Here is a 12916-nt window from a genome sequence, read left to right on the forward strand (position 1 = left end):
CCGTCATGGCGAGCGCAGCGAAGCGACCCAGGGCACCCCATCCTACCAAGATGCGGCGCTGTCTGGATTACTTCGCTTCGCTCGCAAAGACGGTTGCGTTCAGTATCCCTTCGGCGGCGTGTAGGTGACGCCGTAGGTCTCGCAGAGCGCCTTGAGGCGGCCGTCCGCGTTCAGCGCCGTGATCGCGTCCCCGACCGCGTAGGCGAGGTCGCGGGAATCGGTGCGCACCGCGCCGCCGATCTCCCAGCGCGTCTTGACCAGCCCCGTCGAGGGGACCGTCACGATCGGGTTGTCGTCCTTCGGCGCCTTGGCGGCGGCCAGGGCCGCCTCGATCGCAGCCCGGGTGCCGGCCAGGATCGGGGCCTCGCCGGCGCGATAGGCCTGCGCGGCCTCCTCGAAGCTCTTGTAGTGCTTCAGGTTCGGGCGGAACCGGCCGCCCTGCGCGGTGAGCAGCATCAGGTCGGCGGCGCTCGTGCCCTCCAGGGCGACGCTCTTGTCGCCGATGTCGTCGAGCCGGTCCAAGCCCTCCAGCGCGTCCTTCCGGTACGCGAAGGCGATCTCCTGCTCGAAATACGGTGCGGTGAAGACAACCTGATCGTTGCGCAGGGCGAGCTGCCGGTCGGTGGGGACGTGCAGCATCAGGTCGGCGAGGGGCGTGCCGGCGAGATCGCCCTTCCACAGGTTCAGGCGCAGGTCGCCGTCGACGTTCTCGCCGGCATCGACCACGCGCAGGTCGAGCTTCACCTTGAGCGCGTCGGCGATGGCCTGCGCGAGATCCGCGTCGATGCCCCGGGCCTTGCCGTTGACCGTGTCGGAGAACGGCGCGTTGTCGCCGTAGACCGCCACCCGCAGCGTCCCGTCGGCGACGACCTGATCGAGCGGGCGCGCGGCGGCCAGCTCCGGCTGGAACCGGAGGGCCAGAAGGAGCCCGCAGGCGACGAGGAGCCGCGCGCTATTCTTCATGCTTCGACTCGATGTAGCTGCGGATCGCCCACAAACCTTCCTGCGAGATCACCCCGTCGAAGGCCGGCATCTTGGTCACGCCGTTGATCACGGCGCCGTGCTTCATGCGCTCGACGAAGTATTCGTCACCCTCCTTGCCCTGCGGCAGGTAGCGCAGGTCCGGGGCGAGGCCGCCGGAGATCATCTCCAGGCCGTGGCACCGGGCACAATTCTGGTTGAAGCCCGAGGCGCCGATCGAGATGGCGTACGCGTCGCCCTTGTAGGGATTCTCGGTGACCCACTCGGCGCCCAGCGGCTTGAGGCCGTCGGTCTTCACCGGCTGCGGCTGGACGTCGCCGTGGCCGAAGGCGCTGCCGGCGGCCAGGGCCAGCCCCAGCGCCGCTAGCGCACCGCCCGCCGCCGTGTTGATCAAGCGCATCCGCCGCCTCCCATCGTTGTTGGACGACGCTTAGCAAGTACCGGGTGCCCGACCCATTATGCTTTGGTACGGTCTCGTCTGATCCCGCAGATATACGACTGATGCTGCACTGCATCAGGATTGGCTGGTGCACCTTGGTCCAATATCGGCGGGCCGTTGTCCGCCTTTAGAGTCGAGCACAACGATAACGTCCTCGGGGACGGAGGAAGCGGGCGAGGATGATGTCCCCCGGCGCGCAGCGGGCCTGGATCTGCGGACGGCCCGTGGCCGCCCTCCTGCTCGCCGGAGCCCTTTTCGGTCTTGGGCCGATGCCGACGGCCGCCGCCGCGACCCCGGAGCCGGGATCGCCCCTGCGGATCCATTACCTGGAGCGGCGGATCGAGCGCCCGGTCCCCCTGAACAACGAGGATGCGATCCCCGACGACGAGGGCGCGAAGGGCGCCGAACTCGGTCTGAGGGATTCGAACGCCACCGGCCGGTTCCTCGGGCTGCGCTTCGACCTGGACGCGAAGGTCGTCGAGCCGGGCGACGACATCCGCCAGGCGTTCCGGGGTCTCGCCGATCCCCGCATCGTAGTGCTCAACGCCCCGGCCGCGGACGTGCTCGCCGTCGTCGATCTGCCGGAGGCGCACGACAGCGTGCTCCTCAATATCGGCGCTCCGGACACGCGGCTGCGCGACGCCGACTGCCGGAAGAACCTGCTCCACGTCCTGCCCTCCCGCGCCATGCTGGCCGACGCGCTGGTCCAGTTCCTGGCGTTCAAGCGCTGGTCCCGGATCCTGCTGCTGACCGGGCCGGCGCCGGGGGACGCGCTCTACGCCGAGGCGCTGAAGCGCAGCGCCAAGAAGTTCGGGGCGCGGATCGTCGCCGAGTCGCGCTACGATCCCCAGGGCGGCGACGTCCGCGACACCGCCCTGCGGGAATTCGCCCTGCCGACCCGCGGGCCGGAGCACGACGTCGTGGCGGTGGCCGATGAAGCGGGCGCGTTCGGCGCGAGCCTGAACTACAACACCGCCTCGCCCCGGCCGGTAGTCGGGACCCAGGGCCTGTCGCCGGCGGCCTGGGGACGATCGGTCGAGGCCTGGGCGGCCGTCCAGCTCCAGGGCCGGTTCCGGAAGCTGGCCGGGCGGCCCATGCGGCCCGTCGACTGGGCCGGCTGGATGGCGGTTCACGCGGTCGGCGAGGCGGCCGTGAAGGTGCGCAGCACCGATGCCGGTGCGGTCCGCGCCGCCCTGACGGCACCCGGTTTCGAGGTCGGCGGGTTCAAGGGGAGGCCCCTGAGCTTCCGCACCTGGGACGGGCAGCTGCGCCAGCCGGTCTTCCTGCTCTGGCCCGGCGCCGTGACCGCGACGGCGCCGATCGAAGGCTACTTGCACCACCGGACGGAACTCGACACCCTCGGCCTCGACGCGCCCGAGAGTGCCTGCCGCGCCTTTCCGGGGATGTCGGGATGAGCCGCCTCGCCGCCCTCGCCCTAGTGCTCTGCCTCGCCGCGCCGGCGCGGGCCGAGGAGATCTTCGTCTCGAACGAGCGCGACAACACCGTCTCGGTGATCGACGGCGACAGCCTGGAGGTGTTGCGTACCTTCCCCGTCGGCCGGCGGCCAAGGGGGCTGACCTTCTCGAAGGACGGACGGTCCCTCTACGTCTGCGCTAGCGATTCCGACGCCGTGCAGGTGATCGATCCGGATACCGGTGAGGTCCGGCACAACCTGCCCTCGGGGGAGGATCCGGAGCAGTTCGCCCTGGCGCCGGACGGGCGCACGCTCTTTATCGCCAACGAGGAGAACGCCACCACCACCGTGGTCGACGCCCAGACGCGCAAGGTCCTGGCGCAGATCGATGTCGGGATCGAACCCGAAGGCGTCGCCGTGAGCCCGGACGGCCGCACCGCCGTGACGACCTCCGAGACCACCAACATGGTCCACTGGATCGATACGCGCAGCCTGGAGGCGGTGGACGCCACGCCGGTCGGGCAGAGGCCGCGCTTCGCGGCCTTCTCGGCGGACGGGTCCAGGCTCTGGGCCTCCTCGGAGATCGGCGGGACCGTCTCGGTGATCGACGTCGCGACCCGCAGGGTGACCGGCACGATCGCCTTCGCCGTGAAGGGGGTCGCGGCCGACCGGATCCAGCCGGTGGGCATCCAGTTCGCGAAGGACGGGCGCCACGCCTTCGTGGCGCTCGGCCCGTCCGACCGGGTGGCGGTGGTGGATACCGTGACCCACGCGGTCGAGAGCTACATCCTGGTCGGCCGCCGGGTCTGGCAGCTCGCACTGAACGCGGCGGGGACCCGGCTCTACACCACCAACGGTGTCTCGGGCGACGTGACGGTGATCGACGCCGCGACGTTCAGGCCTATCAAGACCGTGAAGGTCGGCCGCTTCCCCTGGGGCGCGGCGGCCCGCCCCATGACGGCGGCCAAGACACCGGACGGACGCGCCGCCGGTGCGGCGCCGTGAGGCTCGACCGGTCGCGGACCGCAACACCCGCCGGCCTCCGCGGAGGCCTCCAGAACGACGCATCCGGCGTGGCGACGGCGGTGTGGACCCGGGCGCGGGTCCTCCCTGTCCCGCACGGGTTACGATGGTCACACATCCGGGTCGGAGACGGGCACTGGCGGCAGAGCGCGACGCGCCCCCTCCTGGCCATTCCGCGGGAGACGGCGGCCGCGCCGCGTGTGCCGGTCAGGCAGTCCCCGAGGCCGGCCGCATCCCGCTCGGCGCCCGAGAGGCGCAGCGCGGCTTTGGATGCCTTTCTGCGCGCGGCGCTCATCCTCCTGGGCCTTCTGGCGACGTGGCCCGCCGTCGGCGGCCAGCTCGACCGCGCCGCCCTCGAAACCTACTTCCCGCCGCCGCTCATCGTCGGCGAGAAGGACGACGCGGTTCCGGTCTGGCCGATCCTCAAGCAGCAGGCCGGCGCCTACGAGGTGTTCGCCTACGCCTTCGAATCCGTCGATCTCGCCCCCATCCCCGGCTTCGGCGGCACCCCCCCCGACCTGCTGATCGCGCTGGCGCCCGACGGCACCTTCCGGGACGTGAAGGTCGTGTCCCACCACGAGCCGGTCTTCCTGGAGGGTCTCGGCTCCGAACCGCTCTTCGCCTTCGTGGAGCAATATGCCGGGCTGTCGGCGCGGCAGGCAGTCCGGGTCGGCCGGCCGAACGCCCGCGCCGCCGGTGCGGCGCCGCAGACCACGGTCGACGGCATCGCGATGGCCACCGCCTCGACCCGGGTGATCAACCAATCGATCCTGACCTCGGCCCTCACGGTGGCGCGTCGCAAGCTCGGCTTCGGGGCCGCCAATCTCGGCCTCCGGGTCGAGGCCAAGCCCGGTCTCTACGAACCCCTGCCCCTGGCCGAGCTCCTCGCCCGGGGCTGGGTGAAGCGGCTGACGGTGACGAACGCTGCCGCCGCCGCGGCCTTCAAGGGGACCGGCGTCGAAGACCCGGCCGACGGGCCGCCCGAAGCGGTCCTGACCGACCTGTACGTCGCCTGCCTCGACGTGCCGTCGATCGGCCGCAACCTGCTCGGGCAGGCGCGGTACGAGGCGCTGATGGCCGAACGCGGCACCGGCAATCACGCCGTGATGGTGCTGAGCGCCGGGCCGCCGGAGGCACCGGAGAATCCGATCGGCGACCGCTTCGTCCTGGGCGCCGTGCCCGACCGGCTGGCCCTCAGCCAGGGCGGCCTGATCGTCAACGCCCGCGACATGGCGGTGGAGCGCCGCGACGCCGGCTCGGCCGAGGGCCTGCCCCCCGGGTCCTGGACCATCCTGCGGATCGACGAGGCGGCCGGCTTCGATCCCTCCGCCCCCTGGGTGCTGACCGAGACGATCGTCCGTGAGCGCGGGCAGATCCTGTCGGAGAAGATCGCCCGGACCTTCCCGGTGGAATCCGCATTGCCCGCCGACCTGTTCACCCTGAGCCATCCGGATGACGGACCGAGCTGGACGGATCCGTGGCGGGCGCGGGCCGGCGAACTCGGGCTGATCGGGCTGATGCTCGCGGTGCTGGTCCCGGTCCTGGCGCGCCAGCGCGGGCTGGTGGCCCAGGCCCGCGGCTTCGCGGCGTTCCGCTACGGCTTCCTGGCCCTTACCCTCGGGTTCCTCGGCTGGTCCGCACAGGCGCAGCTGTCGATCGTGACCCTCGTGGGCCTCGTGCGCGCCGCCTGCGTGACCCACGACCTCGCCTTCCTGCTCTACGACCCGCCCTCGCTGGTGCTCTGGGCCTTCGCCCTCGCGGCCCTCCTGGTCTGGGGACGCGGGACCTTCTGCGGCTGGCTCTGCCCCTTCGGCGCCCTGCAGGAATTCGTCGCGGTCCTGGCGCGGCCCCTCCGGATCCGGCAGATCACGGTCCCGGCCGCGCTGGATCGGGCGCTCCGGCAGGGGAAGTACATCGCCCTCGCCGGGATCCTCGGGGCCGCCGCCGTCGGGTCGCCGCTCGCCGATACCGTATCCGAGATCGAGCCGTTCAAGACCGCCATCACGCTGTATTTCGTCCGCGCGTGGCCGTTCGTCGTCTACGCGCTCGGCCTCCTCGTGCTGAATCTCTTCGTCTACAAGGGGTTCTGCCGCTATCTCTGCCCCCTCGGGGCGAGCTTGGCCGTGCTCGGGCGCCTGCGGATCCTCGACTGGATTCCCCGTCGCTCCGAGTGCGGCTCGCCCTGCCAGCTCTGCAGGGTCCGCTGCCGCTACGATGCCATCGCACCCTCCGGCCGGATCGACTACGCCGAGTGTTTCCAGTGCATGGAGTGCGTGACGATCATCCACGATCCCGCGCAATGCGTGCCGCAGGTGGTGGCGCGCAAGCGCAGGCGGCGCGCCGCAAACCGCCCGGCGACCGTCGGATGAGGGCGCCGAACCGCTTCGGCCCCGCGCGCCGCCGCGTCCTCGTCGGGGCCGCCGGCCTGGCCGGCGCCGCCGGGCTCGCCGGAATTTCGGCATTCCGCAGATCTGCGGAGGCGCGGGGCCTGCGCCTGCGCACGCGCGCCGGCCTCGCCTTCGGCACCACGGTCGCCCTCACCGCCGCGGGGCCGGACACATCCGTCGTCGAGGCCGCCCTGGGCGACGGCTTCGCGGCCATGCGCGCGGTGGAGGCCGCCGCCAGCCTGTTCCGGGCCGACAGCGCCCTCTCCGAACTCAACCGCGCCGGCGTCCTGGACGCGCCCGACCCGCACCTCGTCACGCTGCTGCGTTTCGCCCTCGCCCTCGCGGCCGGGACCGACGGCGCCTTCGACCCGACCGTCCAGCCGCTCTGGCCCGTCTGGTCCGGCGCGGCCGCCCGGGGCGCACGGCCTGACGCGGGCGCCCTCGCTGCCGCCCTGGCGCGGATCGGCTGGCGGCGCGTGCAGGTCGGACCCGACCGCATCGCCCTGCAGCCCGGGACAACCCTGACCCTGAACGCCCTGATCCAGGGCTACGCCGCCGATCAGGTGATGGGCGCGCTCCGGAAGCGCGGCATCGCGGACGCCTTCGTGGATACCGGCGAGTTCGGTGCCCGCGGCGCCCATCCCGATGGAACCCCCTGGCGCCTCGGCCTGGCCGATCCGCGCGACCCCGGCTCCCTCGCCGCCGTGATCGCCCCCTTCACGGGCTTTGCCGCAACGTCGGGCGACTACAACATGAGCTTCTCGGAGGATCGGGCCGATCACCACATCTTCGATCCCGCGACCGGGCATTCCCCCGTTGGCCTTGCGTCCGTGACCGTCACCGCGCCGACGGGACTCCTCGCCGACGGCCTGTCGACCGCTTGCATGGTTCTCGGTCGGGAGTGCGGTGCGCGGCTGGTCGCAGCCCATCCGGGCTGCGCGGTGCGCTTCACCGACAAGCCCCGGGACGCCTCAACGCTATCCGTCGACGCGGCGGACCTGCCGGGCGAGCCGCACGCACCGGGACGGTGAGGGAGAGGCAAGTCGAGGGTGGGGAGCGTTCCGAGGCGAGCGGATCCCGCCTCCGCGGCGTGAAGAGGGCCGTCCGGTCTCGGCTTTCACCCCGACCCGCTTTCCCAGGCACGGAAAGCCGCTACGTTCGTCCACGCAATCCGCATCGCGCCCGGTAGAAATGCTCTCATGCGCCGCCGTCGGGGCAGGGCGTCGGAGGAGACTGGCGTGGTCTACGTGCTCATCATCATGCTCGCCGGCTCGGGCTCCGCTGTCGGATCCGTCGAGTTCAACAGCAAGCCGGCCTGCGAGGTCGCGGCGCAGATGATCGCCCATGCGGATCGTCCCTATGGCGGGGCCTCGGCGATCACCGTGTGCGCCCCCAAGGGGTGAGATGCGGGAAACGCTTTTCGCCCGGGATCCCGCGCATTCGAGCGATCGCCGCAACCGGTTCTTGTCGCCTTCCTGCCAGGATCGTCCCGGGGAGATTCCGGCATGATCGACGCCCTTCGGACCGCTACGACCGGCATGACCCGGGCCACCGACCGGCTCGGGACGGCCGCGCAGACCATCGCGGCGAGCGGAGCCCCGCTCGGCGACACCGCCCTGCCGCCCGCCGCCCAGGTGGACCTGTCGGGGGCCGCCGCCGACCTGATCGGATCGAAATCGGCCTTCGCGCTGAACGCCGCGGTGGCGCGGACCGCCGACCGCATGATGGGACAACTCCTGGACGTCAGCGCCTGAGGGCGGGGACCGCCAGGCCGGCGAGGATCGCGGCCGCGGCGAACAGCAGCGCCACGCCGGTCAGCCGGTAGGCCATGACGCCCACCACGCCGCCCGCCAGGAAGGCGCCGACGGTCAGCAGGTGGAGCCGCAGCCGCATCGGATCGTGGGGCTTGAGCGGCCCGGGTCCGGGCGGTCCGCGATCCAACCAGCGGGCGAGTTCGATGCCGATATCGGTAATCATGCCGGTCACGTGCGTGGTCCGCACCCGCGCCTCGGAGATCTTCGTCACGGCGGCGTTCTGCAGGCCCAGGATGAAGCTCAGGCCCATGACCAGAACATGGCTGCGCGCCGGCTCCTGGAGCGCGAGCACCAGCACGCCAACGGCGACGAGGAGGATCGCCTCCACGCAGACACTGTACGCGTAGGCGTCGGGACCGGCGGCGCGCCGACGCCGGCGGATCAGGAGCGTCGCGGTCGCGGCGCCGAGCACGAACAGGATGACGAGAAGCCCGGCCTGCACAGCCAGAACGAGATCGCCGGTGCCCGTCCGGTCGGAGATCGTCGAGACGTTCCCGGTCATGTTCGATGCGTAGAGGCCGACCGCGTAGAAGCCCGCGGTGTTCAATGCGCCCGCCACGGCGGCGAGGGACAGGGCCAGAGCCCGGTCGGCCTCGGGGGTGCGCGTCTCTCCTTCTTGGACCAGCATGGAATCGTCGTCTCAGGTGCGGGGTTCCGGATTCAGCCCGGTCCTGCAACCGCCTTCAAGTCACGCAGGCGGCTGGGCACCCATGCGGCGCGCCGCCGCTCACCAGCCGCGATAACCGTAATCCCCGTCCCAGTCGCGGCCCCAGCGGCGGGCGGGGCCGTAGCCGACGGGGACGCGCTCGTAGGTCACGGTCCGCCGCGTGGCGTAGACCGGGGCGTCCTCCTCGTAGACGCGGTAGGCGGGAGCCCGACGCACCACCACGGGGGCCGGAGCGTAGCCATAATCGGGCTCGCCGTAACCGTAGCCCGGCGCCCCGTGTGCCTGGGTCGCGGCGCCGATCAGCGCACCGGCCGCCAAGCCACCGAGGATGCCGGCCGCGATGGCACCGCCGCCGCGGGCTTCGGCGGTCGTGGAGGCCAGGCTGCCCGCGCCGATCAGCGCGGCGGCCGAGAGCAGAGCGATGCGTGTCATGACCTGTCTCCGGAAGCAGTGCGGAACGCCTGCGGCGCCCCGGATCACGGAGGACACAGTGCCACCCCCGCCCTGCACCGACGCTGAAGCCGCCCTGCAGCCACTGTTCAGCTTGCGGGCTCGGCCTCCGGATGCGGCACGGCCCGGATGTAGCCGCGGGAGATCAGGCGGCTGCGCTCCCGGGTGCGCCGCTCCGCCTCCATCAGGTCCGACAGGGCGTCGGCGATCGCGCAGCGCAACGCGATCCCGGCATCGCCGCCGGCGAAGCCGAGATACGCGGTGCTGATCGCCTCGACGGGACAGGCATGCTCGTCGCGCGCGGCCAGGGCCTGGATCGGCATCGGGTTCTCCATCGTTGGGTACGGGAACGAAAAGAGAACAAGCCAGAAGGGTTAATGTTTCGTCAAGACAGGGCCGGATGCCCGCATCACCCGGCCCGAACCCTGTGGAGAACTCGGATTTCGCCTAGACGCGGCTGTGGATAAGCCGGCTCATTCGGGCATCCGCGGCAGCAGCTTACCGTCCGCGGGAATCGGATAGCGCGCGGCGTTCAGCTCCATGGCGAGGAAGGTGTAGTAGCCGGAGATCGCCGCGAGATCGACGATCGCCGCCTTGCCGAACCGGGACTCGGCCCGCGCGTAGGTCGCATCCGAGACGCGCTTGTTATCCTGAAGCTCGGACGTGAAATCGTACACGATGGTCTCGTCGTCGCTCATCTTGGCCGGGCGGCGGCCGTCGCGGATGGCGGCGACGATCTCGGGCGCGATCCCGGCCTTCTCGGCGATCGGCGCGTGGACGTACCACTCGTAATCTTGCGTCCAGCGGCGGGCGGTCATCAGGATCACCAGTTCCGACAGCGTGGTGCCGATCTTCGGCTTGAAGCGCAGGTAGTCGCCCATCGACCGGGCGAGGGTCATGACCTCGGGCGAGTGCATGAGGGGCTCGAACGGCCCGAACGGCGGCTTGCCCCGCGCCTGGGTGAAGGCGTCGGCCGCCTGCTTCTGCTCGGGGGTGTAGTCCTGCGGCGGGATCGTCGGCAGGCGGTCCTGCGCCCGCGCGACGGCCGTCGCCAGCGGCAGGGCGAGGGCGGCAAGCGCCAGCGCGCGGTGGAAGGTGTTCATCGTTTCACTCCCGAGGGGATCGTTTGAGTCCCGCGGCACGATCGCGGCAGCGCCGCCCGGCCGCCAGGGTCTTGGTTGCCGATGACGTGTCGAAACCCGCGCGCCGTCACGGGGCGGGCGGACCGGTTGCCTTCGGGGCCGCGCCGCGCCATCAGCGGCCGCGATGGCCGGCCCCGCACCCGTGCTGCCGATCGAGGCAGCGCTTCCCGATCTGCGCCGCGCGCTCGCCGCGCGCAGCGGCGCCGTGCTGGTGGCGCCGCCCGGCGCCGGCAAGACGACGCGTGTGCCCCTGGACCTGCTGGACGCGCCCTGGCTCGACGGGCGGAAGATCATCCTCCTGGAGCCCCGTCGCCTCGCCGCCAGGGCCGCTGCCGCCCGGATGGCGCAGACGCTGGGCGAGCCCGTCGGCGGGACGGTCGGCCTGCGGGTCCGGCTCGGCTCGAAGATCTCCGCGCGGACGCGGATCGAGGTGGTCACCGAGGGCGTGTTCACTCGCATGATCCTGGACGACCCGGAACTCGCCGGAATCGGTGCGGTCCTGTTCGACGAGTTCCACGAGCGCTCCCTCGACGCCGATCTCGGCCTCGCACTGGCGCTCGACGCGCAAAGCGGCCTGCGCGAGGACCTGCGGATCCTTGTCATGTCGGCGACGCTCGACGGTGCCCGGGTCGCGCGGCTGATGGACGATTGCCCGGTTGTGACCTCCGAGGGCCGCGCCTTCCCGGTGGAGACCCGGTACGTGGATCGCGACCCGAACCGCCGGATCGAGGACTCGGTGGCCGAGGTCACGCTGCGGGCTCTGCGCGCGGATCCGGGCTCGGTCCTGGTGTTTCTGCCCGGACAGGCGGAGATCCGCAGGACCGCCGACCTCCTCGCCGAGAAGGTCGATGCCGCGGTGCAGCTGGCACCCCTCTACGGAGCGCTGACGCCGGCCGAGCAGGACCGCGCCGTCTCCCCGGCGCCGGCCGGCACCCGCAAGGTCGTGCTCGCCACGAGCATCGCCGAGACCTCCCTGACGATCGAGGGCGTTCGGATCGTCGTGGATTCCGGCCTCGCCCGGATCCCGGTCTACGAGCCGGGCCTCGGCCTGACCCGGCTGGTCACGGCCCGCGCCTCCCGGGCTTCCGTGGATCAACGCCGGGGCCGGGCCGGGCGGACCGAGCCTGGCCTGTGCTGGCGCCTCTGGTCTGAGGCCGGCACGAACGCCCTTGAACCCTTCACCCGGCCCGAGATCCTGTCGGCCGACCTCGCCGGGCTGCTCCTCGATTGCGCCGCCTGGGGCGTGGCCGAGCCGGGCTCGCTCCCCTTCCTCGATCCGCCGCCGGCCCCGGCCCTGGCGGAGGCCCGCACGATGCTGGCCGATCTCGGGGCGCTCGACCGGGATGGACGCCTGACGGCAATCGGCGCGCGCCTGCGCGCCCTGCCACTGCCGCCGCGGCTCGCCCGGATGGTGACAGTCGCGGCCAGAACCGGCCAGGGCCGGGCCGCCGCCGACCTCGCGGCCGTGCTGGTGGAGCGTGGGCTCGGGGGGGACGGCCTCGACCTCGACGAGCGGGTCGAGCGCTTCCGGCGCGACCGGGGACAACGCGCCGCCGACATGCGGCGGCTCGCGGACGGCTGGGCTCGGATCGCCGGGGCGGGCCGGCCGGCGGAATCCGAACCGGCCGCGGCCGGCCCGCTCCTGGCACTCGCCTATCCCGACCGTGTCGCCCGAGCCAGGGGCCGCGAGGGCGAGTTCGTGATGGCGAGCGGACGGGCCGGCCGTCTCGACTCCGCGAGCGCGCTCGCCCGCGAAACCTATCTCGTCATTGCCGATCTCGCCGGATCGGCCGGCAACGCCCGGATCCTCGCCGCGGCGGCGATCGGGACCGAGGCGATCGAGCGGCTGTTCGCCGACCGGATCGAATCCCGCACCGAGATCACGTTCGATCCGCAGGCCGCGGCCCTGCGGGCTCGGGCGGTCCGGCGGCTGGGCGCCGTGAGCCTCGGGGCGCGGCCGCTGCCGGTGCCCGCCGAACCGGAGAGCGCGGAGATCCTGGCGCGCGGCATCGCCGATCTCGGGATTGAGCGTCTGCCCTGGACGCCGGCCCTGTCGCAATGGCGCGCTCGGATCCGCTTCCTCCACGCCGCAGAGGGCGATGCGTGGCCGGATCTCTCGGACGTGGCTCTGGCGCGCACCGCGGAGACGTGGCTCGCGTCGGCTCTCCTCGGGCGTGCCGCCCTCGCGTCGGTCACGGCGGACGACCTCGCGGGTGCCCTGCAGGCCCTGCTGCCCTGGGACCTGCGCGCCCGGCTCGACGCGGAGGCTCCGACCCACGTCGAGGTGCCGACCGGGTCGCGCATCCCGGTGGACTACACCGCCGAGGAACCGGTCCTGGCCGTGCGGGTCCAGGAACTGTTCGGCCTCGACCGGCATCCCAGGGCCGGGGGGCGGCCGCTGGTCCTGCACCTGCTGTCGCCGGCGCAGCGCCCGATCCAGATCACCCGCGACCTGCCGGGCTTCTGGCGCGGATCCTGGGCGGCGGTGCGCTCCGAGATGCGCGGGCGCTATCCGCGCCATCCCTGGCCGGAGGATCCCCTCAGCGAGTCCCCGACCCGCCGGGCCAAGCCCCGGGGCACCTGACGGCCACGACACCCC

General features: G+C 72.3%; 13 protein-coding genes. 7 read left to right on the forward strand and 6 right to left on the reverse strand.

Annotated features, from left to right (window positions below):
• Nucleotides 1-99: 99 nt before the first annotated feature.
• Nucleotides 100-963 carry a substrate-binding periplasmic protein gene (locus ACXJKQ_RS01305; protein ID WP_457103951.1) on the reverse strand — a complete coding sequence of 288 codons (864 nt, stop codon included), beginning with the start codon at nt 961-963 and terminating at the stop codon, nt 100-102.
• Nucleotides 953-1381 (reverse strand): cytochrome c-550 PedF, encoded by a 429-nt coding sequence (gene pedF, locus ACXJKQ_RS01310; RefSeq protein ID WP_457103952.1) that lies wholly within the window; start codon nt 1379-1381, stop codon nt 953-955. The genes ACXJKQ_RS01305 and pedF overlap by 11 nt, the downstream gene beginning before the upstream one ends.
• A gap of 218 nt (nt 1382-1599) precedes the next feature.
• Here pedF and ACXJKQ_RS01315 point away from each other — a divergent pair, with 218 nt between their 5' ends.
• The 6 genes from ACXJKQ_RS01315 to ACXJKQ_RS01340 all read left to right on the forward strand — a co-directional run bounded on the left by ACXJKQ_RS01315 (nt 1600) and on the right by ACXJKQ_RS01340 (nt 7998).
• Nucleotides 1600-2835, forward strand: a complete 1236-nt coding sequence (locus tag ACXJKQ_RS01315; RefSeq protein WP_457103953.1) for an ABC transporter substrate-binding protein — start codon at nt 1600-1602, stop codon at nt 2833-2835.
• On the forward strand, nt 2832-3839 hold the full coding sequence (locus ACXJKQ_RS01320; protein WP_457103954.1) for a PQQ-dependent catabolism-associated beta-propeller protein: 1008 nt from the start codon (nt 2832-2834) through the stop codon (nt 3837-3839). The genes ACXJKQ_RS01315 and ACXJKQ_RS01320 overlap by 4 nt, the downstream gene beginning before the upstream one ends.
• 284 nt (nt 3840-4123) lie before the next feature.
• Complete coding sequence (locus ACXJKQ_RS01325) at nt 4124-6226, forward strand: 4Fe-4S binding protein (protein WP_457103955.1); 2103 nt, start codon at nt 4124-4126, stop codon at nt 6224-6226.
• Entirely contained in the window at nt 6223-7275 is a 1053-nt protein-coding gene (locus ACXJKQ_RS01330) for an FAD:protein FMN transferase (RefSeq protein ID WP_457103956.1), read from the forward strand. Before ACXJKQ_RS01325 ends, ACXJKQ_RS01330 begins: the two co-directional genes overlap by 4 nt.
• Nucleotides 7276-7482: 207 nt before the next feature.
• Nucleotides 7483-7647, forward strand: coding sequence for a hypothetical protein (locus ACXJKQ_RS01335; RefSeq protein WP_457103957.1), 165 nt, complete (start codon nt 7483-7485; stop codon nt 7645-7647).
• 102 nt (nt 7648-7749) lie between these two features.
• On the forward strand, nt 7750-7998 hold the full coding sequence (locus ACXJKQ_RS01340) for a flagellar protein (protein ID WP_457103958.1): 249 nt from the start codon (nt 7750-7752) through the stop codon (nt 7996-7998).
• Here ACXJKQ_RS01340 and ACXJKQ_RS01345 read toward each other — a convergent pair.
• The 4 genes from ACXJKQ_RS01345 to ACXJKQ_RS01360 form a co-directional block, all read right to left on the reverse strand.
• Nucleotides 7988-8686 (reverse strand): YoaK family protein, encoded by a 699-nt coding sequence (locus ACXJKQ_RS01345; protein WP_457103959.1) that lies wholly within the window; start codon nt 8684-8686, stop codon nt 7988-7990. The two genes, ACXJKQ_RS01340 and ACXJKQ_RS01345, sit on opposite strands and share 11 nt — an antisense overlap.
• 99 nt (nt 8687-8785) lie before the next feature.
• On the reverse strand, nt 8786-9157 hold the full coding sequence (locus ACXJKQ_RS01350) for a hypothetical protein (protein WP_457103960.1): 372 nt from the start codon (nt 9155-9157) through the stop codon (nt 8786-8788).
• Between the two features lie 107 nt (nt 9158-9264).
• Entirely contained in the window at nt 9265-9498 is a 234-nt protein-coding gene (locus ACXJKQ_RS01355) for a hypothetical protein (protein WP_457103961.1), read from the reverse strand.
• A gap of 150 nt (nt 9499-9648) precedes the next feature.
• Nucleotides 9649-10278, reverse strand: coding sequence for a carboxymuconolactone decarboxylase family protein (locus tag ACXJKQ_RS01360; RefSeq protein WP_457103962.1), 630 nt, complete (start codon nt 10276-10278; stop codon nt 9649-9651).
• 163 nt (nt 10279-10441) lie between these two features.
• Here ACXJKQ_RS01360 and hrpB point away from each other — a divergent pair, with 163 nt between their 5' ends.
• Complete coding sequence (gene hrpB / locus ACXJKQ_RS01365; RefSeq protein ID WP_457103963.1) at nt 10442-12901, forward strand: ATP-dependent helicase HrpB; 2460 nt, start codon at nt 10442-10444, stop codon at nt 12899-12901.
• Nucleotides 12902-12916 lie beyond the last annotated feature (15 nt).

It is taken from the genome of Methylobacterium sp. P5_C11 (genome assembly GCF_054049775.1).